This window comes from Arthrobacter sp. SAFR-044 (assembly GCF_051965175.1).
Classification (GTDB): domain Bacteria; phylum Actinomycetota; class Actinomycetes; order Actinomycetales; family Micrococcaceae; genus Arthrobacter.
Genome location: NZ_JBQCMK010000015.1, coordinates 53,889 through 75,612, shown reverse-complemented (window position 1 = coordinate 75,612; position 21,724 = coordinate 53,889). Strand labels below are relative to the sequence as shown.

The 21,724-nt window shown below is 66.1% G+C and carries 18 protein-coding genes, 1 tRNA gene and 1 pseudogene; 17 read left to right on the top strand and 3 right to left on the bottom strand.

The window, feature by feature from the left end:
* The first annotated feature begins 135 nt into the window (after positions 1-135).
* The 10 genes and pseudogenes from ACTHQS_RS18815 (at position 136) to ACTHQS_RS18770 (ending at position 9,760) form a co-directional block, all read left to right on the top strand.
* Positions 136-1,482 carry a cation:dicarboxylate symporter family transporter gene (locus tag ACTHQS_RS18815; protein ID WP_440171911.1) on the top strand — a complete coding sequence of 449 codons (1,347 nt, stop codon included), beginning with the start codon at positions 136-138 and terminating at the stop codon, positions 1,480-1,482.
* A 230-nt stretch (positions 1,483-1,712) separates the two neighbouring features.
* Complete coding sequence (locus ACTHQS_RS18810; RefSeq protein WP_079597205.1) at positions 1,713-2,612, top strand: ParA family protein; 900 nt, start codon at positions 1,713-1,715, stop codon at positions 2,610-2,612.
* A 7-nt stretch (positions 2,613-2,619) separates the two neighbouring features.
* Entirely contained in the window at positions 2,620-3,435 is an 816-nt protein-coding gene (locus ACTHQS_RS18805; RefSeq protein WP_440171909.1) for a segregation and condensation protein A, read from the top strand.
* On the top strand, positions 3,432-4,118 hold the full coding sequence (gene scpB / locus ACTHQS_RS18800; protein ID WP_440171907.1) for an SMC-Scp complex subunit ScpB: 687 nt from the start codon (positions 3,432-3,434) through the stop codon (positions 4,116-4,118). The genes ACTHQS_RS18805 and scpB overlap by 4 nt, the downstream gene beginning before the upstream one ends.
* A 126-nt stretch (positions 4,119-4,244) precedes the next feature.
* Complete coding sequence (locus ACTHQS_RS18795; protein WP_440171905.1) at positions 4,245-5,453, top strand: pseudouridine synthase; 1,209 nt, start codon at positions 4,245-4,247, stop codon at positions 5,451-5,453.
* 3 nt (positions 5,454-5,456) lie between these two features.
* Complete coding sequence (locus ACTHQS_RS18790) at positions 5,457-6,566, top strand: prephenate dehydrogenase (RefSeq protein ID WP_440171903.1); 1,110 nt, start codon at positions 5,457-5,459, stop codon at positions 6,564-6,566.
* Entirely contained in the window at positions 6,566-7,279 is a 714-nt protein-coding gene (cmk, locus tag ACTHQS_RS18785; protein ID WP_440171901.1) for a (d)CMP kinase, read from the top strand. The genes ACTHQS_RS18790 and cmk overlap by 1 nt, the downstream gene beginning before the upstream one ends.
* A pseudogene (locus ACTHQS_RS18780) lies at positions 7,272-7,989 on the top strand (lysophospholipid acyltransferase family protein). Before cmk ends, ACTHQS_RS18780 begins: the two are co-directional and overlap by 8 nt.
* 10 nt (positions 7,990-7,999) lie before the next feature.
* Positions 8,000-9,547, top strand: coding sequence for a ribosome biogenesis GTPase Der (der, locus tag ACTHQS_RS18775; RefSeq protein WP_440171899.1), 1,548 nt, complete (start codon positions 8,000-8,002; stop codon positions 9,545-9,547).
* Positions 9,548-9,683: 136 nt separating this feature from the next.
* Positions 9,684-9,760 (top strand) — tRNA-Pro (locus ACTHQS_RS18770).
* 111 nt (positions 9,761-9,871) lie between these two features.
* Here ACTHQS_RS18770 and ACTHQS_RS18765 read toward each other — a convergent pair.
* Positions 9,872-10,741 carry an Fpg/Nei family DNA glycosylase gene (locus ACTHQS_RS18765; RefSeq protein WP_440171897.1) on the bottom strand — a complete coding sequence of 290 codons (870 nt, stop codon included), beginning with the start codon at positions 10,739-10,741 and terminating at the stop codon, positions 9,872-9,874.
* A gap of 167 nt (positions 10,742-10,908) precedes the next feature.
* On the opposite strand from ACTHQS_RS18765, the gene gcvH reads away from it, so the two are divergent.
* From gcvH to ACTHQS_RS18740, 5 genes are all read left to right on the top strand, one after another.
* A complete protein-coding gene (gcvH, locus tag ACTHQS_RS18760) occupies positions 10,909-11,295 on the top strand; it encodes a glycine cleavage system protein GcvH (protein ID WP_440171895.1) in 387 nt (128 codons plus the stop codon).
* A gap of 157 nt (positions 11,296-11,452) precedes the next feature.
* Positions 11,453-11,929 carry an FHA domain-containing protein gene (locus ACTHQS_RS18755; protein ID WP_440171893.1) on the top strand — a complete coding sequence of 159 codons (477 nt, stop codon included), beginning with the start codon at positions 11,453-11,455 and terminating at the stop codon, positions 11,927-11,929.
* 23 nt (positions 11,930-11,952) lie between these two features.
* A complete protein-coding gene (ftsR, locus tag ACTHQS_RS18750; RefSeq protein WP_018763526.1) occupies positions 11,953-12,669 on the top strand; it encodes a transcriptional regulator FtsR in 717 nt (238 codons plus the stop codon).
* Positions 12,669-13,172, top strand: coding sequence for a bifunctional nuclease family protein (locus ACTHQS_RS18745; protein WP_056331728.1), 504 nt, complete (start codon positions 12,669-12,671; stop codon positions 13,170-13,172). The genes ftsR and ACTHQS_RS18745 overlap by 1 nt, the downstream gene beginning before the upstream one ends.
* A 233-nt stretch (positions 13,173-13,405) precedes the next feature.
* Entirely contained in the window at positions 13,406-13,999 is a 594-nt protein-coding gene (locus ACTHQS_RS18740) for a MerR family transcriptional regulator (protein ID WP_440171891.1), read from the top strand.
* A 67-nt stretch (positions 14,000-14,066) separates the two neighbouring features.
* On the opposite strand, the gene ACTHQS_RS18735 is transcribed toward ACTHQS_RS18740, so the two are convergent.
* Complete coding sequence (locus tag ACTHQS_RS18735) at positions 14,067-14,885, bottom strand: ParA family protein (RefSeq protein WP_440171889.1); 819 nt, start codon at positions 14,883-14,885, stop codon at positions 14,067-14,069.
* Positions 14,886-15,186: 301 nt separating this feature from the next.
* Between ACTHQS_RS18735 and ACTHQS_RS18730 the strand changes: the two genes are divergently transcribed.
* Positions 15,187-18,585, top strand: coding sequence for a pyruvate carboxylase (locus ACTHQS_RS18730; protein WP_440171887.1), 3,399 nt, complete (start codon positions 15,187-15,189; stop codon positions 18,583-18,585).
* Positions 18,586-18,647: 62 nt separating this feature from the next.
* Here ACTHQS_RS18730 and ACTHQS_RS18725 read toward each other — a convergent pair whose 3' ends face one another.
* Positions 18,648-20,456, bottom strand: a complete 1,809-nt coding sequence (locus ACTHQS_RS18725) for an AMP-dependent synthetase/ligase (RefSeq protein ID WP_440171885.1) — start codon at positions 20,454-20,456, stop codon at positions 18,648-18,650.
* A 168-nt stretch (positions 20,457-20,624) separates the two neighbouring features.
* Here ACTHQS_RS18725 and ACTHQS_RS18720 point away from each other — a divergent pair, with 168 nt between their 5' ends.
* Positions 20,625-21,713 (top strand): ROK family glucokinase, encoded by a 1,089-nt coding sequence (locus ACTHQS_RS18720; RefSeq protein WP_440171883.1) that lies wholly within the window; start codon positions 20,625-20,627, stop codon positions 21,711-21,713.
* Positions 21,714-21,724 lie beyond the last annotated feature (11 nt).

Here is a 21,724-nt window from a genome sequence, read left to right as displayed (position 1 = left end):
GATGCCGCGACCAATATGAACGCAACGGTGAGCTGTATCACGGAGTGCCCAATGATGGATATCACATTGCACGGACGTGTTGAGCCCAGAATCTGCGCCGCAGCGTCTATCAGAATATCCACAAGGAGACACATCATGGCTTCTCAACGAGGAGAGTCGCTCGAGACCGCGACCCCGCGGCGCAAGGGACTGGACAAGTCCCACTACCTCTACATCGCCGTTATCGCCGCCGTCATCCTTGGCGCGGTGGTAGGCCTGCTCTTCCCGGAGGTGGGCAAGTCCCTCAAGCCCCTGGGCGACGGCTTCGTCAAGCTCATCAAGATGATGATCGCACCAGTCATCTTCTGCACCATCGTCCTGGGCATCGGCTCCATTGCCAAAGCAGCCACCGTCGGGAAGGTGGGTGGCCTGGCACTGGGCTACTTCATCGTCATGTCCACCTTCGCCCTGGCCATTGGCCTGGTGGTGGGCAACATCATCCACCCGGGCGAAGGCCTGAAGCTGACGCCTTACGACCCCAACAAGAAGGCGGCCACGGACAGCACCGTGGACTTCCTGCTGGGCATCATTCCCGGTGACGTTCCCGTCCTGCCCACCCTGCTGGCCGCCATCCTGGTTGGCTTTGCGCTCCAGAAGATGGGCGCCCAGGGCGCACCGATCCTCAAGGCCATCGGGTACGGCCAGGCGCTGGTGTTCCGCATCCTCATCATGATCATGTGGCTCGCCCCGGTAGGCGCCTTCGGTGCCATCGCCGCCGTCGTCGGTGCAACCGGCTTCCAGGCCATCGTGAGCATGTTCACCCTGATGATCGCCTTCTACATCACCTGCGCACTGTTCATCGTGGTGATCCTGGGCGGCCTCCTCCAGGTGGTAGCCGGCGTGAACATCTTCAAGCTGATGAAGTACCTGGCCCGTGAATACCTCATCATCTTCTCCACCTCCTCCTCCGAAGCGGCGCTGCCCCGCCTGATCGCCAAGATGGAACACCTCGGCGTCTCCAAGCCGGTCGTCGGTGTCACCGTTCCCACCGGCTACTCCTTCAACCTGGACGGAACCGCCATCTACCTGACCATGGCGTCCCTCTTCGTGGCCAACGCCATGGGAACCCCGCTGGACCTGGGCGCCCAGGTCTCCCTGCTGGTCTTCATGATCATCGCCTCCAAGGGCGCCGCCGGCGTGACCGGCGCCGGCCTGGCAACCCTGGCGGCAGGCCTGCAGGCACACCGTCCCGAGCTGCTGGGCGGCGTGGGCATGATCGTAGGCATCGACCGCTTCATGTCCGAGGCCCGCGCCCTGACCAACTTCACCGGAAACGCCGTGGCGACGGTCCTGGTGGGGACCTGGGTCAAGGAGATCGACGGCGGCCAGGTGGGCCGGGTGCTCTCCGGCGAAGAACCCTTCGACGAGGCAACCATGATGGTTCACCACCACGGCGAGATGGCTCCCAAGGAAGAGGGCGCACGCGAGGCCGCAAAGGCCTAGCCTCCACCCGCATAACTCACCAAACCGCCCCTGCAGCCCTGCTGCGGGGGCGGTTTTGCGTTGCCCGAAACTCCAACCTTCGACCTCAGCTAGAGGGTCAAGGCTCAACATTCGCGGAAAGTCAAGTTCCGTCGAATACCGTGTCGGGCGCTGTAGCCTAGGGAGCAGAACGAAGGGCGCTGGTAAGCCAGCGGCAGGAAATCACCGTCATCGAAAGTGTGGACAGATACGTGAGCAGCGAACAGGGTTCAGCAACTCTGGAGGGCACGGAATTCGACCTGGAAAACGCGGTGATGGGCCCCACGGGGCGCCCATACCGCGAGTTCCCGGAACCCGCGCCCCTGTCCTCCCACGGTCCGGCCCGCGTCATCGCCATGGTCAACCAGAAAGGCGGGGTCGGGAAGACCACCTCCACCATCAACCTGGCCGCGGCGCTCGCAGAGTACGGCCGCCGGGTCCTGCTGGTGGATTTCGACCCCCAGGGTGCGCTGTCAGCTGGCCTCGGCGTCAACCCGCACGAGCTCGACCTCACCGTGTACAACGTCCTGATGGACCGCAAGGTGGACATCCGCGACGCCATCCACCAAACCGGCGTCGAGAACGTCGACCTGCTGCCGGCCAATATCGACCTCTCCGCGGCGGAAGTGCAGCTGGTCAATGAGGTGGCGCGCGAACAGGTCCTGGACCGTGCCCTGAAGAAGGTCGAAGACGACTACGACGTCGTCCTTATCGACTGCCAGCCGTCCCTGGGCCTGCTGACCGTCAACGCCCTCACCGCGGCCCATGGCGTCATCATCCCGCTCATCTGCGAGTTCTTCGCGCTCCGCGCCGTGGCCCTCCTCGTCGAAACCATCGACAAGGTCCAGGACCGGCTGAACCCGCGGCTGCAGGTGGACGGCGTGCTGGCCACCATGTACGACGCACGGACGCTGCACAGCCGCGAAGTGATCACCCGGCTGGTGGAGGCGTTCGGGGACAAGGTCTTCGAAACCGTCATCAAGCGCTCCATCAAGTTCGCCGATGCCACCGTGGCCGCTGAGCCCATCACCAGCTACGCCGGAAACCACGTGGGAGCCGACGCCTACCGCCGGCTCGCCAAGGAGCTGATCTCCCGCGGCGGCGCACCCTAAGCACGCCGTGGCCGAATCCAAACCCGGCTTCGAGGTGCGGCTGGCCAACTTCACGGGTCCCTTCGACCTCCTCCTGGGGCTGATCGCCAAGCATCAGCTGGACATCACCGAAGTGGCCATCGCCACGGTCACCGACGAGTTCATCAAGTACATCCGCGGGCTGCAGCAGCTCGGTGAAGAATGGGCCCTGGACGAGGCGAGCGAGTTCCTGGTCATTGCGGCCACCCTGCTGGACCTCAAGGCGGCACGGCTTCTCCCCGCCGGCGAAGTCGAGGACGACGAGGACATCGCGCTGCTGGAGGCCCGGGACCTCCTCTTTGCCCGGCTGCTCCAGTACAAGGCCTTCAAGCAGGTGGCCGGCATCCTGGGCGAGACCCTGCACCAGGAAGGCCGCCGCTTTCCGCGGCAGGTGGCGCTCGAGGAGCATTTCGCAGCCATGCTGCCCGAACTCGTCTGGAAACACACCCCGCAGCAGTTCGCCGCATTGGCCGAAGCCGCGCTCCGGCCCAAAGTGCCGGCGCAACCCCCGCAGGTTGCCCTCGGCCACCTGCACGGCAGCAATGTCAGCGTCAAGGAGCAGGCCGAAGTGCTGGGCCTCAGGCTCCAGCAGGAGTCACCGCTGACCTTCCGTTCCCTGATTGCTGACGCCGAGTCCACCCTCGTTGTGGTGGCCCGGTTCCTGGCCCTCCTGGAACTGTTCCGGGACCGGGCCGTATCCTTCGACCAACTGTCCCCGCTGGCGGACCTTGCCATCCACTGGACGGCCGGCCGCGGGGACTGGTCGGCGGAAAACCTAAGCGAAGAATTCGAGGAGCAACCGTGAACCCGTCGCAGGAAACGCAGGCACAGCATACGCAGCGGCAGGACGACGCCAGCCACGCTCCGGACTTCGCCCACCTTCCCGGCGGTGCCAAGGCAGCCCTGGAAGCGGTCCTTATGGTTTTGGACGAGCCGGCCACGGAGGAGGAGCTGGCCGCGGGGGTGGGGCTGACGGTCGATGCGGTCCGCACCCTGCTGGCAGAACTGCAGCGCGATTATAACGGCTATACTGTTAAAGCCCCGGAGGTGGAGAGTGCCAGCAGCGCTGGTATCGGATCCAGTCCCCGGGGTTTTGAATTGCGGAACATCGCCGGTGGGTGGCGCATCTACTCCCGCACTGAATTTGCCGACATTGTGGGCAAGTACGTGCTGGAGGGGCAGACTGCCAGGCTTACCCAGGCGGCGTTGGAAACACTGGCGGTCATCGCGTACCGCCAGCCCGTTTCCCGGGCGCGCGTGTCTGCAATTCGCGGGGTCAATGTTGACTCTGTCGTACGGACGCTGGCCCAGCGCGGGCTGATCGAGGACGCGGGAACGGATCCCGAGTCCGGCGCAATCCTCTACAGGACTACCTCGTATTTCCTCGAACGGATGGGAATCAGTTCAGTGGGGGACCTGCCCCATCTGTCGCCGCACCTTCCGGGGCTCGACGGGATCGCAGAGTTCTACGACGCCGGGACGATGTAGGCAGGACGCCCCTGCCCGCACCAGTCCATCCAGCACGGTTATTTATCAGGGCAGACGAAGTCTGCGCGGCTGGCTAAGGTTGTCCTTGGACATCTCAGCCGGCCAAAACATATTGAAGGACGGGTCATGACACAGGCGGGACGCCAGGGTTCACCACGTAACGGTTCGGGACGCGGCGGGAACGAACGAAACAGTTCACAGCGCAACCCGGCACAGGGCGGCAGCTTCAGCGGCGGCTCCCGCGGCGGAGCAGGCAAGCGTGCCTCGGGATTCGGCGGCGACCGTCCGCACCGCGCGCCCAAGCCACGCGAAGAGCGCTTCATCGACCCCGACCTCGCCGGGGACCAGCAGGGACGCGGAGCCGAGCCCGCCAGGGGTGCCAAGCCGTCGTCGCGCAAGCCGGCGGCCCGCAAGCCCGGTGCCAAGAAAGCCCCCGGAACTCCCGGGGCGCTCAAGCCCAAGCCGCGTACCGGCGCTCCCGGTGCAGCCGCTTCCCGCGCCTTCGGCAGCGAACGCTTTGGCCAGAACCTGGGGCCGGTCCGCAAACCCGCCCGGAAGAAGGGCCCCCGGGGCAACGTTCCCCAGTCCGAACTCCACGATGCCGACGGCGTGCGCCTCCAGAAGGTGATGGCCTCCGCAGGAGTCGCGTCCCGGCGCGTCTGCGAGGAGATGATCGCCGAGGGCCGCGTTGAGGTGGACGGCCAGGTGGTCACCGAACTCGGTGTCCGCGTGGACCCCAAGACTGCCGTGATCCACGTTGACGGACTGCGGATCCAGCTGGACGAGAACCTGGTGTACATGGTCTTCAACAAGCCCAAGGGCGTGGTGTCCACCATGGAAGACCCTGAGGGCCGTCCCTGCATCAGCGACTTCCTGAAGAACAACAAGAACACCGGCGAACGCCTCTTCCACGTCGGTCGGCTCGATGTCGCCACCGAAGGCCTGCTGCTGCTGACCAACGACGGCGAACTCGCCAACCGGCTGACCCACCCGTCCTATGAAGTACCCAAGACCTATCTGGTGCAGGTGCGGGGGCCGTTCCCGCAGGGCGTCGGCGCCCAGTTGAAGGCAGGCGTCGAGCTGGAGGACGGGTTCGCTTCGGTTGACTCCTTCCGCCTGGTGGACTCCACCCCCGGCCACGTGCTGATCGAGGTTGTGCTCCACTCCGGCAAGAACCGGATTGTGCGCCGGCTGTTCGATGCTGTTGGTTTCCCGGTCCAGCGGCTGGTCCGCGTCAAGGTGGGCCCCATCGGGCTCGGCGACCAGCGCCAGGGCAGCATCCGCAACCTGGGCAAGCAGGAAGTCGGCCACCTGCTGGCATCCGTAGGGCTCTGAGGCATGTCCGCGTTCAAAAGCCATGGCCGCGGCCACCTGGATGGCCCGGTGGTGGTCATTGGAACCGGACTGCTGGGCACCAGCATTGGGCTGGGCCTGCGGGGGCGCGGAGTGCCCGTGTTCCTTTCGGACCCGTCGCCCACCAACCAGGCCGTGGCCGTGGACATCGGTGCCGGGCGCCCGTTGTCCGAACTCGGCGACGCGTCGCCGCAGCTTGTGGTGGTGGCTGCTCCGCCGGACGTCACGGCCGACGTCGTCCTCGCCGCCTTATCCACCCACCCGGATGCTGTGGTCATCGATATCGCCAGCGTGAAGGCGCACATCCTGGCCCGGCTGCGGGAATCCGGCGTGGACCTGTCCCGCTACGTGGGGACCCACCCCATGGCGGGACGGGAAAAGTCCGGCCCGGTGGCGGCGCGCGGTGAGCTTTTCACCTCCATGCCCTGGGTGCTCTGCCCCTCGGAGGAAACGTCCGGTGCCGCCTTGCAGGTGGCCCGCTCGCTCGCCTCGGACCTTGGGGCCGTCGTCTCGCAGTTCACGGCTGACGAACACGACGAAGCTGTTGCGCTGGTCTCGCACCTGCCCCAGGTGATGTCCTCGCTGCTCGCCAGCCGGCTGCAGGGAACTCCGCTGCATGCGCTGTCCCTGGCGGGCAACGGCCTGCGGGACGTCACCAGGATCGCAGCCAGCGACCCCACCCTGTGGGTCCAGATCCTTGGCGGCAACGCGGACAAGGTGGTGGAGATCCTCTACGGTGTCCGGGAAGACCTGAACCGGTTGATTGGAACCCTGGAGAACCCCACGGCACCCGGGGCACGGCTGGACCTCGCGCAGCTGATCAGCGAGGGCAACGCCGGACAGGCGCGGATCCCCGGGAAACACGGCGGCCCGCCGCAGGCTTACGCGTGGCTTACCGTCCTGGTGGATGACAAACCCGGCCAAATCGCCCGGCTGCTCACCGAGATCGGGGAGATCGGCGTCAACCTTGAGGACCTGCGGCTTGACCACTCCTCGGGCCAAAACGTGGGTATGGTGGAAATCTCCGTGTTGCCGAACAAGCACGACCACTTGATCGAAGCTCTCAACGACCGCGGATGGCGGGTACTTCAGTAATGACACAGGAACTCCTCGAATCCATGCGCGCCCTGCGCATCGGCCGGCCGCTGGTGGTTGCCATCGACGGGCCTTCAGGCTCCGGAAAGTCCAGCGTGAGCAAGGAAGTTGCCCGCAGGCTGCGGCTGGCCTACCTGGACACCGGCGCCATGTACCGTGCCCTGACCTGGTACTGCGTGACCGAAGGGATCGACCTCGAGGACGGCGCTGCGGTGGAGCAAGCGTCCCGCGATTTCGTCCTGGAACTGAGCACCAGCCCCTTGGAGGAATATGTCCGGGTCGGTGGCGTGGACGTCACTGATGCCATCCGTGAGCCGGCCATTTCTTCCGCCGTCAGCGCCGTCGCCACCACGCTCGGTGCCCGCACCGAACTGATCCGGCGGCAGCGGGACCTGATCGAAAAGCACCACCGCCGGATGGTGGTGGAAGGACGGGACATCACCACCGTCGTCGCCCCCGGTGCCGAGGTGCGCATGCTCCTCACCGCCAGCGAGGAAGCCCGCCTCCGCCGCCGGGGCATCCAGCTGGGCGGAACGCAGAACGCCGAGCAGCTGGCAGCCCAGGTGACGCACCGGGATGCCAAGGACTCCACGGTAGTGAACTTCACGCAGGCCGCTTCCGGCGTAGTGACGCTGGATTCCTCGGACCTCGACTTCGAACAGACCGTGGATGCTGCCCTCGTGATCGTCACCAAGGTCCTGAACCGTGACTGACGCCGGGGCCGGCCTGCCGTCCGGGCTGACCACGGCATGGAGCAGGCCGGTGGGCTGGATCCTGGACCACCTGGTCTACCGGACCACCGTGAACGGCAGGACCAACGTGCCCACGGGCGGACCGGTGATTTTCGCAGCCAACCACATCAGCTTCCTTGACGGGCCGGTGATGTTCGGCGCCGCGCCGCGGCCCATGCACATCCTGGTGAAACAGGAGATGTTCAAGGGCTTCCTGGGCCGCGTGCTCACCGCTTCCGGGCAGCTGCCCGTGGACCGCAGCGGGGACCGCGCAGCGCTGCAGCGCTGCAAGGACGTGCTCGACGCCGGGCGCTGCGTAGGCATTCTTCCGGAAGGGACGCGGGGGAGCGGCGCAGCAGCGGACATCAACGGCGGGGTGGCCTGGCTGGCGCTGAACTCCGGAGCGCCCGTGGTCCCGGTCGCCATCCTGGGCACCAGGCGGGGAGACGAGCACCTGGACTTCGTTCCACGGCCCGGGCGGCGCATCCACGTCAGCTTCGGATCAGCCCTGACCCTGGCCCGCCGGGCCGGTGAAACCGGCCGTGCTTCAATGGACAGGGCGGCGCAGGACATCCGTGCAGCGCTGGCAGGGCACGTCCAGGACACCATCCAACTCAGCGGGCAGCCCCTGCCCTTCGCTGACCACACAGACTTGACAGCAGTAGCCGGGGACGCCGGCAGATGACCACTAAGGACAGTGCAATGAGCGACACCACCCAGACTTCCGGGCACTCCGGCGCCGACGACGAATACACCCCCTCCGGCACCGACCAGGTTGCAGAGCGCCTGGCAGCGATTGGCGACGACGAAGCCGAGCTCCGTGCCGCCTCCCTCCGGGCCGGCCTGGAGGACTACGAGCTGGACGAGGACGACGCCGCCCTGCTGAGCGGGGAATACGGCGACGAGGACCTCGAGGGTCCGCTCAAGCTGGACCCCGTCCTGGCTATCATCGGCCGTCCCAACGTGGGCAAGTCCACGTTGGTGAACCGCATCCTGGGCCGCCGCGAAGCGGTCGTGGAGGACACCCCCGGCGTGACCCGCGACCGCGTGATGTACTCCGCGAACTGGAACGGCCGCAACTTCACCCTGGTGGACACCGGGGGATGGGAACACGACGCCCGCGGCATCCACGCCAGGGTTGCAGAGCAGGCCGAAATGGCAGTGGAACTCGCCGACGCCGTCCTTTTCGTAGTGGACTCCGCCGTCGGCGCCACCGCTACGGATGAAGGCGTCATGAAGATGCTGCGCCGCAGCAAGAAGCCGGTCATCATGGTGGCCAACAAAGTGGACGACTTTGCCCAGGAAGCCGACAGTGCAGCACTCTGGGGCCTGGGCTTCGGCGAGCCGTACCCCGTCTCCGCCCTGCACGGCCGGGGCGTGGCCGACCTCCTGGACCACATCATGGACACGCTGCCCGAGTTCTCCACCGTTGAAGGAGTGGAACGCTCCGGCGGCCCGCGGCGTATTGCCTTGATCGGCCGCCCGAACGTGGGCAAGTCCTCGCTGCTGAACAAGCTGGCAGGATCCGAGCGAGTGGTGGTGGACAACACTGCCGGCACCACCCGCGATCCCGTGGACGAGTTCATCGAACTCGGCGGCCGCACCTGGCGTTTCGTGGACACCGCCGGCATCCGCCGCCGCCAGCACATGGCGCAGGGTGCCGATTACTACGCCTCACTGCGGACGCAGGCCGCGCTCGAGAAGGCGGAGGTCGCCGTCGTGCTCCTTGCTGTGGACGAGGTCCTCAGCGAACAGGACGTGCGCATCCTGCAGCTGGCCATCGAGTCCGGACGGGCGCTTGTCCTGGCCTTCAACAAGTGGGACCTGCTCGACGATGAACGCCGCCGCTACCTGGAGCGCGAAATCGAACAGGACCTGGCCCACGTGGACTGGGCGCCGCGGGTCAACATCTCCGCGAAGACCGGCTGGCACAAGGACCGACTGGTCCCTGCCCTGGACCTGGCGCTGGAGAACTGGGACCGGCGCATCCCCACCGGGCGCCTTAACGCGTTCCTGGGCGAGCTCGTCGCCGCCCACCCGCACCCGGTCCGCGGCGGCAAGCAGCCCCGGATCCTCTTCGGCACCCAGGCCTCCAGCCGGCCGCCGAAGTTCGTGCTGTTCACCACCGGGTTCCTGGATCCCGGGTACCGCCGTTTCATCACGCGGCGCCTGCGGGAGACCTTCGGATTCGAGGGCACGCCCATCGAGGTGAGCATGCGCGTCCGGGAGAAGCGTGGCCGCAAGCGTTAATTGCGACACACCTTGGGGCTGATCACCGGAAAGTGTCACTGGCACCCCTCCGGATCGTGTAAGCTCTTCTAGGTGGTTCGGCCGGACTGCTGATGAAAACCTTCGGGTTGGGTTCAGCGGAGAACGGCGGAACCAGCGGGCTGTAGCGCAGCTTGGTAGCGCACTTGACTGGGGGTCAAGGGGTCGCAGGTTCAAATCCTGTCAGCCCGACCAGAAAGCGGAAAGCGCCGGAGAATTTCTCCGGCGCTTTTCGCTTTTTTGGCTTGCGGGACCCGGTGCATCCGACACCCTGCGCCGTCTGCGATGCCCGCGTGGAGTCCATGCCTACTTCAGGAACTTCGACGTCCTCCGGTCCGCCAGGATCTTGCCCTTGGTCTGGCAGGTGGGGCAGTACTGGAGTGCTGTGTCCGCGAACGACACTTCGCGGACGGTGTCGCCGCAGACCGGGCAGGGCTGGCCGGTCCTCGCATGGACCCGCATATGGCTGCGTTTGACGTCCTTGAGATCCTTGGGCGGCTTGCCGGCCGACTCTGCCAGCGCTTCACCCAGCACGCTGTGGATGGCGTCGTACAGCACCTGCACGGTCTCCCGGTCCAGGGACTTGGCGATGGCGAACGGCGAGATCCGGGCGGCGTGCAGGATCTCGTCGCTGTAAGCGTTGCCAATCCCGGCGATGACGCTCTGGCTGCGCAGGAGGCCCTTGATCTGCTGGGAACTGCCACCCAGGATCTCAGCCAGCATGCCGGCGTCGAACGCCTCCGTAAAAGGATCCGGGCCCAGAGTGGCGATGCCCGGCACCTCCTGCGGATCGCGTACCACGTAGACGGCCAGGCTCTTCTTGGTACCCGCCTCCGTCAGGTCCAGGCCCCGCGGCCCATTGGGCCCTGAAAACGCGCACCGGACCGCGATGAGGCCGTTGCCCATGCGGAGCTGACGGTCTGCAGGGGAGTCGGTGAAGCGCACCCAGCCCGCCCGCGCCAGGTGGAACACCAGCGAAATACCGTCCGTCTCGATACTGATGAACTTCCCGAACCGGCGGACGCCGGACACTGTACGGCCCTCGACGGCGTTGAAGGGCGGATCCGCCGTCTTGAGCACGGCGAAGGAGACGATCTGCAGTTTGGTGACCACGCAGCCCCGCAGCTGTTCATCAAGGAACCCGGCGAGGCCGGCGACTTCAGGCAGTTCGGGCATGGGCTACCTGGCCTGCCCTAAGGATGCTGCACCCGTGCTTGCACTCATGGCTCCCATCTTGTCAGAAAGCCCCGTGCCGGCCCCGGCAGTTATGCCTATACTTTCAGCGGCGGCCCGATTTCCGGGCCCCTCGTGACATTGGCGCGTACCCCGACGAAAGGCCCCCCATGAGCAACATTCCCGAAGACCTGTCCTACACCGCCGAACACGAGTGGGTCACCGCACCGAACGCCGACGGCGTGGTCCGCGTGGGAATCACGGATTTTGCCCAGGACGCCCTTGGGGATGTCGTTTACGCACAAATGCCCGAGGTGGGCACGAAGATTACGGCAAACGAAGTGGTAGGCGAGGTTGAGTCCACTAAGAGCGTGAGCGACATCTATGCACCGGTTTCCGGTGAAGTCGTGGCCCGCAACGACTCCCTGGACAGCGATTCCGCGCTGATCAACACCGATCCGTACGGTGACGGCTGGCTCATCGAGATCAAACTGGCCGAAGCTGACGCGGTTGAGTCTTTGCTCAGTGCATCCGAGTACGAACAACAGGTAGGCTAAAGCTAACCGGTATGTCCGGTCCGGCCCCGCATCGCGGGCACGGCGTCTGCGCACGTCAGAGCCCGGATCGGGAGCCGGTGCCGGACCTGCCGGGCAGGCCCGGAGACTAACCGTTGGTTGCCGGTTTAATGCCTGCAACGTCAAAGAGGAGGAATCCATGGCTGGCCACAGACACAACCCTGCCGATGGGGATTACGGCAAGGGTGCGGCTAGGGCGTCGGAGACCACCTCGATCCATCTCACCCCCGTCACTGACGAACCCACCATCACCCCGCGGCTTTCGTCGGACGAGCGCAACTCGGTGGAGGCCCTGCCTGCCGGCTCGGCGCTGCTGGTGGCCCACAGTGGTCCCAATGCCGGTGCCCGGTTCCTGTTGGATTCGGATGTCACCACTGCCGGCCGCCACCCTGACGCGGACATCTTCCTGGATGACGTCACGGTGTCCCGGCGCCACGTGGAGTTCCGGCGGACCGCCCGCAGCTTTGAAGTGGTGGACAAGAACAGCCTCAACGGCACCTACGTCAACCACGACCGCGTGGACAGCGTGGAACTGAAGTCCGGAAGCGAAGTCCAGATCGGCAAGTTCCGCCTCACCTTCTACCTGAGCCCTGCCACGGCTGCAGGCCGCAGCTGAACCGGGGACCGCTGCCTGTGGCAATGGCACAACCGGAACGCCGGGGCCCCCAGGTCCTGAACATTGGTGAAGTCCTCGCCCAACTGAGCGCCGACTTCCCGGGCATGACCGCGTCGAAGATCCGGTTCCTTGAGGAAAAGGGCCTGATCAACCCGCGGCGCACCCCTGCCGGTTACCGGCAGTATTCGGACGGCGACGTGGAGCGGCTGCGGTTCGTGCTGGCCCTGCAGCGGGACCAGTACCTGCCCCTGAAGGTGATCAAGGACTACCTGGACGCCATCGACAGGGGAGAGCGGCCGGAGAACCTGCCGCCCGGTGTCGTGGTTTCCCCCCGCATTGTTTCGGACGAACTGGCCGCCGAATTGCAGAACCGCGGCCGCAAGCTGAGCGAGGAGCAGCTCCGCACCGAGTCCGGTGCCAGCGTACCGCTGCTGCAGTCGCTCCTGAGCTTCGGCCTGATCAGCCACAGCAACGGCCAGTTCGACGAGCATGCCCTGCAGGTGGCCCGCGCCTGCGTCCAGCTGGAAAGCCACGGGCTCGAGCCACGGCACCTGCGGCCTTTCCAGGCAGCGGCCGAAAGGGAATTCGGCCTGGTGGAACGCGCTGTCGCGCCCCTTGCCTCCCGCAAGGACTCGGCATCACAGGCACGCGCGGCAGAGGCGGCCCGCGAGATCAGCGATCTTTGCCTCACCCTGCACCGGGCCCTGGTGCAGGACCACATCTCACGCATGGACATCTGATGATCGAAGTCGAGATTGTGGGCGTTCGGATCGAACTGCCCTCCAACCAGCCGCTGGTCCTGCTCAAGGAAATGCACGGCGAACGCCACGTCCCCATCTGGATCGGCACCCCGGAAGCCAGCGCCATCGCCCTGGCCCAGCAGGGCGTGGTCCCGCCCAGGCCCATGACCCACGATCTCCTGGTGGACGTTGTGGAGTCGCTGGGCCACTCGGTGGTCAGCGTGAACATCGTTGCCGTGGAGGACAACATCTTCTACGGGCAGCTGCAGTTTGAAAACGGCACCACCGTAAGCTCCCGCGCATCAGACGCGCTGGCGGTCGCGCTGCGCGCCAAGTGCCGGATCTGGTGCGCCGATTCCGTGATGGACGAGGCTGGGGTCCGCATCACGGAGCATGACGAGGGGGAGGACGCCGAGCCCGGCCCCACCGTTGATGAGGAGCGCGAACTGCGGCGGTTCCGGGAATTCCTGGATGACGTGGAACCAGAGGACTTCGACGGCTAAGGTCACGTTAAGGTTAAAGTTAAGGCTGAAAGTTTCGACACGCCTCATCGAAGCGGCCAGGGTCTTTGACCTCGGGACCCGCCGGGCCTAACGTCGAAGTATCAAGTTCCCTTGCTTACGGCAGCCGCGCAAGTCACACTGGAAAGTGCGCCCCGCGGAGAAATTACACCCATGGTCTTCACGCCACGGTTGCTGTATCAGTTCCGGGGGAGCGTACGACAAGGAGGATCCAGGTGAGTCCCAAAGGCGAAGCAGGCGGGCTTAAACAGCCCACGGCTGGTGTTGCTGTGCCCGTGAGCGGTGCCCAGGGCCTCCTGTTCACCGAAGACCTGCCGGTACTGGACGAGGACGCCGGCTACCGGGGCCCCACCGCCTGCAAGGCCGCAGGCATCACCTACCGGCAGCTCGATTACTGGGCACGCACCGGCCTGGTTGAGCCCGCAGTCCGCGGTGCTGCCGGCTCAGGCTCGCAGCGGCTCTACGGATTCCGGGACATCCTGGTGCTCAAGGTGGTCAAGCGCCTCCTGGACACCGGAGTTTCCCTGCAGCAGATCCGCAGCGCCGTGGAACACCTGCGGGAGCGCGGCGTTGAGGACCTGGCCCAAATCACGCTCATGAGCGACGGCGCCAGCGTCTACGAGTGCACCTCCGCCGATGAGGTCATTGACCTGGTCCAGGGTGGCCAAGGTGTCTTTGGCATTGCCGTGGGGCGGGTATGGCGCGAAGTCGAGGGCAGCCTTGCATCGCTGCCCAGTGAGCACGCCGCGGAGCAGTCCTTTCCGGACGACGAATTAAGCAAGCGACGGGCAGCGCGGAAGATCAGCTGACGCAGAATTTAATGAGTAAGGGCCACGCTCCGGACGGAGCGTGGCCCTTACTCATTAAAACGTGTTCCTAGCGGGCGCGGCTGCGCAGGCCGGATCCTGCAGTCATCAGGGTGGACAGCAGGTCGTCGAACAAGCCGGCCGCGGACTTGGCGGAATCGCCGGGCCAATGATGGACGGGGTGGGCTGCGCCCTGGATCTGCTGCCAGTTGGCCTGTTCGGGAATGCGCGGGCTGAGCAGGAGGTCGCCGAACATGGACTCCATCTCCGCCAGCCGGTAAGTGTGCTCAGAGGAGCCGCTCCGGACCCGGTTCGCCACGATTCCTGCCGGTGAAAGATTCGGCGCAAACTCCTGCCTGAACAGCTGGATGGCCCTCATAGTGCGTTCGGTGCCGGCCACCGAGAACAGCCCGGGCTCGGCAACCAGGGCAACTTTGTCACTCGCCGCCCAGGCCATGCGCGTCAGGCCATTGAGTGAGGGAGGGCAGTCGACCAGGACCAGCTGATAGCCGTCGGCGGCGGCGAGTACGGCGGAAAGCCGGCGGAGATCGCGGCGGCCCAGGTCCGGCCGGTCATAGATTCCGGTGTAGGCAGAGCCGACGGCGACATCGAGGACGGCGGGGCCGGAGCCGTTGGAGGGGGCACGGTCAGCCCAACTGCTCCGCACCACGTTTTCCGCCAGTTTCGCCCGGCGCGGGCTCTTCAGCATCCTGCCGATGTCCAACTGGTCACCCGGCTGCACGCCCAGGGCGGTCGTGGCGTCGGCGTGCGGATCCAGGTCCACCACCAGCGTGCGGACTCCTGCGGCCAGCGCCGCAGACGCCAATCCTGTGGTGACGGAAGTCTTGCCGACTCCACCCTTGAGGCTGCTGATGCTGACTACTTGCACTTGAGAGACCAAAACCTAACGCCGGATGCCGTGTTGGGGGTAATGTTTGCCTCGGCAGAGCCGAAGCCGGACGGTCCTGCCGCCCTACTCATCATATGTTGATGCGTCGGCGAATCCTGCTTTATCGGGCGTCGGCATGGCACCGACTATGCTGCCGGGGCGGTTTCCGCCAGCCAGGCTAAAAGCGTTCGGGACATGACGGGAAAATCTGTGACCGTGGCCACAAAGATTTGTGTTTGGCCTTGCAGGTCCTAGACACTGTGACCACTCATCGATCCACCCGCAATGATGCAGGAGAAGTATGTTTTCCAAAGTTCTGGTGGCCAACCGCGGCGAAATCGCGATCAGGGCCTTCCGCGCCGGCTACGAGCTGGGCGCAAAGACCGTTGCCGTTTTTCCCCAAGAGGACCGTAACTCGATCCACCGCCAGAAAGCGGACGAGGCTTACCTGATTGGCGAGGAAGGACATCCCGTCCGGGCATACCTGGACGTGGCTGAGGTGGTCCGCGTTGCGAAAGAGTCCGGGGCAGACGCCATCTACCCCGGCTACGGCTTCCTCTCGGAAAACCCGGAACTGGCCCGCGCGGCAAAGGAAGCGGGCATCACCTTTGTAGGTCCGCCTGCCGAAGTCCTGGAGCTCGCCGGCAACAAGGTGGCGGCCCTGAAGGCTGCCCGCGCGGCCGGCGTACCGGTCCTGAAGTCCAGCGAGCCGTCCAAGGACCTGGATGAGCTCCTGGCCGCGGCCGATGAGATCGGATTCCCCATTTTCGCCAAGGCAGTGGCCGGCGGCGGTGGCCGCGGCATGCGGCGGGTGGATACCCGCGAGGCACTGCCCGAAGCCCTGAAGTCGGCCATGCGCGAAGCTGATGCTGCGTTCGGTGACCCCACCATGTTCCTGGAGCAGGCGGTCCTTCGCCCCCGGCACATTGAAGTTCAGATCCTCGCGGACGCCGAGGGCAACGTCATGCACCTCTTCGAGCGTGACTGCTCCATCCAGCGGCGGCACCAGAAGGTCATCGAGATCGCTCCTGCCCCCAACCTGGACGACAGCATCCGCCAGGCCCTGTACCGGGACGCGGTGAAGTTCGCCCAGGCGCTGAAGTACGTCAACGCCGGTACGGTGGAGTTCCTCGTGGACACCGAGGGCGAGCGGGCAGGCCAGCACGTCTTCATCGAAATGAACCCCCGCATCCAGGTGGAGCACACGGTCACCGAGGAAGTCACCGACGTGGACCTGGTCCAGGCCCAGATGCGGATCGCCGCCGGTGAGACGCTCGCCGACCTGGGCCTCTCGCAGGACACGGTCAAGCTTCGCGGCGCCGCCCTCCAGAGCCGCATCACCACGGAAGACCCCGCCAACGGGTTCCGGCCCGACGTCGGAAAGATCACCGGTTACCGTTCCGCCGGTGGTGCCGGTGTCCGCCTGGACGGCGGCACGGTGTACTCCGGTGCCGAGATCAGCCCCCACTTCGACTCCATGCTGGTCAAGCTCACGTGCCGAGGCAGGGACTACCCGGCTGCGGTTGCCCGCGCCCGCCGCGCCCTGGCGGAGTTCCGTATCCGCGGTGTCTCCACCAACATCCCCTTCCTGCAGGCTGTGCTTGACGACCCCGACTTCATTGCCGGGGATGTCGCCACGAACTTCATCGACCAGCGCCCGGAACTGCTCAAGGCCCGGGTCTCGGCCGACCGCGGCACCAAGCTCCTCACGTGGCTGGCCGACGTGACCGTCAACAAGCCCAACGGCGACCTGACCCTGCATTCAGACCCCGCCCACAAGCTGCCCGAGGTCAAGGACAGGCAGGCAGTCCCGGGCTCACGCCAGAAGCTCCTTGAGCTGGGCCCCGAGGGCTTTGCGAAGGCGCTCCGCGAGCAGACCGCCGTCGCCGTCACGGACACCACCTTCCGCGATGCCCACCAGTCGCTGCTGGCCACGCGTGTCCGCACCCGCGACCTTGTCGCCGCCGGCCCCGCCGTGACGGCCCTCCTGCCGCAGCTGCTGTCCGTCGAGGCCTGGGGTGGCGCCACGTACGATGTGGCACTGCGCTTCCTGGGCGAGGACCCCTGGGACCGTCTTGCCGCCCTGCGCCAGGCCATGCCCAACGTCTGCATCCAGATGCTGCTGCGTGGCCGCAACACGGTGGGCTACACGCCCTACCCGGAAGAGGTCACCGAAGCCTTCGTCAATGAGGCTGCCGCCACGGGCATCGACATCTTCCGCATCTTCGATGCCCTGAACGACGTCAGCCAGATGGCTCCTGCCATCCGCGCCGTCCGCGCCACCGGCACTGCCGTCGCGGAGGTGGCCCTCTGCTATACCGGCAACCTGCTGGACCCGGAAGAGAAGCTCTACACCCTGGACTACTACCTGGGGCTGGCGCAGAAGATCGTCGACGCCGGAGCCCACATCCTGGCCATCAAGGACATGGCCGGGCTGCTGCGGCCCGCTGCCGCCGCCAAGCTTGTCGCGGCGCTGCGCGAGCGCTTCGACCTGCCCGTCCACCTGCACACCCACGACACCGCGGGCGGCCAGCTGGCCACGCTCCTGGCGGCTGTCGACGCCGGTGTGGATGCCGTGGACGTGGCGTCGGCGTCGCTGGCCGGGACCACCAGCCAGGTGTCGGCGTCGGCCCTTGTTGCCGCCCTGGCCCACACGCCGCGGGACACGGGCCTCAGCCTCGATGCCGTCAGTTCACTTGAGCCGTACTGGGAAGCAGTCAGGCGGGTCTACGCGCCGTTCGAGTCCGGACTGCCCGGCCCCACCGGCCGCGTGTACAAGCACGAGATCCCCGGCGGGCAGCTTTCCAACCTGCGCCAGCAGGCCATGGCCCTGGGCCTGGGGGAGCAGTTCGAGGCGATCGAGGACATGTACACGGCAGCTGACCGCATCCTCGGCCACCTGGTGAAGGTGACGCCGTCCTCCAAGGTGGTGGGCGACCTCGCACTGCACCTGGTGGGACTCAACGCGGATCCCGCCGACTTCGAAGCAAACCCGCAGAACTACGACATCCCCGACTCCGTCATCGGTTTCCTGTCCGGCGAGCTCGGTGATCCTCCCGGAGGCTGGCCCGAGCCGTTCCGCACCAAGGCCCTGCAGGGCAGGAGCGTGAAAGTCCGGGACGTGGAGCTCAGCGCAGAGGACAGTGCTGCGCTCAAGTCCGACTCGAAGACCCGCCAGCACACGCTGAACCGGCTGCTCTTCGACGGCCCCACCAAGGACTACCTGAAGAGCGTGGAGACGTACGGGAACATCTCGGTCCTTGACACCCGCGACTACCTCTACGGGCTCCAGCGCGGCACCGAGCACGAGATCCAGTTGGAGCGTGGCGTGAGGTTGATCGCGTCCCTGGAAGCCGTGTCCGAGCCGGACGAGAAGGGCATGCGCACCGTCATGTGCACCCTCAACGGCCAGTCCCGGCCCGTGGTGGTGCGCGACCGCTCCGTGGTGAGCAACGTCAAGGCCGCTGAGAAAGCCGATCCCGCCCAGCCCGGCCAGGTGGCCGCTCCCTTCGCCGGGGCAGTCACCGTCACCGTCAAGCCGGGGGAGACGGTCAAGGCAGGAGACACCGTGGCCACCATTGAGGCAATGAAGATGGAAGCATCCATCACGACGCCGGTAGCCGGCAAGGTCTCCCGCCTCGCCATCTCCGCGGTGGAGCAGGTCCAGGGCGGAGACCTGCTGCTGGTCATCGAGCAGTAAGAAGTTCCGGAAACGGCGAAAGGGTCCTTCACGTTGTGAAGGACCCTTTCGTTTGTGGCGGGTCAGGAACGCGGGGCCGAGTACATTTCCTCGATGACGGTTTCGAAGTCTTTCATTACTTGTGCCCGCTTTACCTTCATGGACGGTGTCAGGTGTCCGGACGCTTCGGTGAAGTCGGCCGGGACAATGCGGAAGGACTTGATGGCCTCGGCTTGCGAGACCGAGGTGTTGGCCGCGGTGACCAGGTCCTGCACCGCTGCCTTGACCACCGGATTGGCCGCTGCCTGCTCCAGGGTGGTGTCCGCCGGGAGCCCGTGGCGCTGGAGCCAGCCCGGCAGGGCTTCCTGGTCCAGGGTGACCAGGGCCCCGATGAAGGGCCTGTTGTCGCCCACCACGAGCACCTGCGATACGAGGGCGTCCGCACGGATCTGGTCCTCCAACAGGGCCGGGATGACGTTCTTGCCGCCTGCGGTGACAATGATTTCCTTCTTGCGGCCGGTGATCCAGACGAAACCTTCGTCATCCAGCTTGCCGATGTCCCCGGTGTGGAACCACCCATCGGTGAAGGCCTCGGTGGTGAGGTCGTCCCGCTGGTAGTAGCCGCGCATGACGCAGACTCCCTTGGCCAGGATCTCGCCGTCGTCGGCAATTTTGACGGCGTTGCCCGGCAGGGGCTTGCCCACGGAGCCGATCTTGATTCGTGATGGGGTGTTTACCGTGATGGGCGCGGTGGTTTCGGTGAGCCCGTATCCCTCCAGCACCTGCAGGCCGATGCCCTGGAAGAAGTGGCCCAGCCGCTCGCCCAGCGGGCCGCCGCCGGATACCGCATGGGCAACGTGTCCACCCATGGCCGCCCGAAGCTTGCCGTAGACCAGCTTGTCGAACAACGCGTGCCGCAGCTTCAGGCCCAGACCTACCCGTCCTTCCTGCCGGGCCTTGGAGAAGGCGATGGCAGTTTCGGCGGCCCGGTGGAAGATGGCGCCCTTGCCGCCGTCCTCGGCCTTGGTCAGCGCGGAGTTGTAGACCTTCTCGAAGACCCTGGGCACCGCCAGGATGAACGTCGGTTCGTAGCTCTGCAGGTCGGCCAGGAGGTTCTTGATGTCCGGGGTGTGGGCCACCGTGGTTCCGGCTGCCATGGCCAGCACCGAGATGTACCTCGCAAATACGTGGGCCAGCGGCAGGAACATGATGGTCTTGGCCTTCTCGTGGACAATCTCGCCGATGATGGCCAGGGCGTTGTCCGAGAGTTCCACGAAGTTGCCGTGGGTCAGCTCGCAGCCCTTGGGGCGTCCCGTGGTGCCGGAGGTATAGATGATGGTGGCCACGTCCCGCAGTCCCGCTGCGCTGCGGCGGGACTCAAGTTCCTCGTCGCTGACGCCGCTGCCGGCCTCGCGCAGGCTATCGAGGCCCTGGCCCTCAAGCTGCCATACGTGCTGCACTTCCGTCAGGCCTTCGGCAGTGACGGCCTGCCGGATAACGTTCTCGTGGTGGGCGGACTCGCCGAAGGCGGCCACCGCGCCGGAGTCACCCAGGTTCCAGGCCACCTGGGAAGGGGAAGAGGTTTCATAGATGGGAACCGAAACCGCTCCCGCGAACCAGATGGAAAAATCCACGAGAGACCACTCATAGCGGGTGCGGGACATGATGCCCACACGGTCACCGGCGCCGACCCCACTGGCAATGAGCCCCTTGGCCAGGGCCTTGACGTCGGCCAGGAATTCGGTGGCGGGCACGTCGCGCCACGAGCCCGCCGAATCCAGGCGGGAAAACAGTGCCGGGTTGCTGGCCTTGCCCGCCTGGCGCAACACCAGGTCAGTGATGTTGGTTTCGGGTGGGACAACAACCAGGGGCGGAACACTGAATTCGCGCACTATAGCTCCTTTGATATCTGAAGTCCCGCGCAGGGGTTGCCTAAAGACTAGTACCCCGGGCGGAACAGTGCAGTACATAAACCTACTGGTGAGTAACTTAGCCGTCAATGGGCGCTATGAAGGGGTGTATGTCAAGACAATCTTGCTGCCCGCCTAGAATGGTGGACTATGTACGGACCGTTGCCCGGCGATCAGGCCGGCCCCCTGAAAAGACCCGCTCCGTGGCGCCGCCGTCCCGCCGCCCACCGTGTCGGACAGCTCCATGGCGGCACGGGCGGGCACCTCCGCCTGGGCCGCAAGGGACTGGCCATCGGAATCGACATCGGGGGAACCAAGGTCGCCGCAGGCGTGGTGGACGCGGAAGGCCGGATCCTCAACGAGGCCCGGCGCTCCACCCCCGGAACGGATCCACGCGCGGTGGAGCAGGTCATCGTGGAACTGGTCGAGGAACTGGGCCGGGGGCACCGCATCTGGTCGGTGGGTATCGGCGCCGCGGGCTGGATGGACCTTGCCGGTGGAACGGTCCTTTTCAGCCCGCACCTGGCCTGGCGCAACGAGCCCCTGCGCGAGAACCTCCAGCGGCTCCTCCGCCGCCCGGTGCTCTTGACCAACGATGCCGATGCCGCAGCGTGGGCTGAGTGGCGCTTTGGTGCCGGTCAAGGGGAGGACCGGCTTGTCTGCATCACGCTGGGCACCGGCATCGGCGGCGCCATGGTGATGGACGGCAGGGTGGAACGCGGCCGGTTCGGCGTGGCAGGGGAGTTCGGCCACCAGATCATCATGCCGGGCGGCCACCGCTGCGAATGCGGGAACCGCGGCTGCTGGGAGCAATATGCTTCGGGCAACGCGCTGGGACGGGAGGCGAGGCTCCTGGCCCGGTCCAACTCGCCGATGGCCCAAGACCTGCTGGCAGCCGTGGGCGGACATCCCGAAGCGATCACCGGCGCCATTGTGACCGAACTGGCCCTGGCCGGCGACCCCGCGTCGCGGGAGCTGATTGAGGAGGTCGGCGAATGGCTGGGGCTCGGGCTGGCCAACCTGGCAGCGGCACTGGACCCGGGTCTGTTCGTTATCGGCGGCGGCCTGTGCTCGGCGGGGGACCTGTTGGTGGAGCCGGCCCGCAAGGCCTTCGCGCGGAACCTGACTGGGCGCGGATTCCGTCCGGCTGCGGGGATCGAATTAGCGGCACTGGGCCCCAACGCGGGCCTTATCGGGGCCGCTGACCTTTCCCGCGTCAGCAGCCGCGTCCGCAGCTGACGACGACGGCA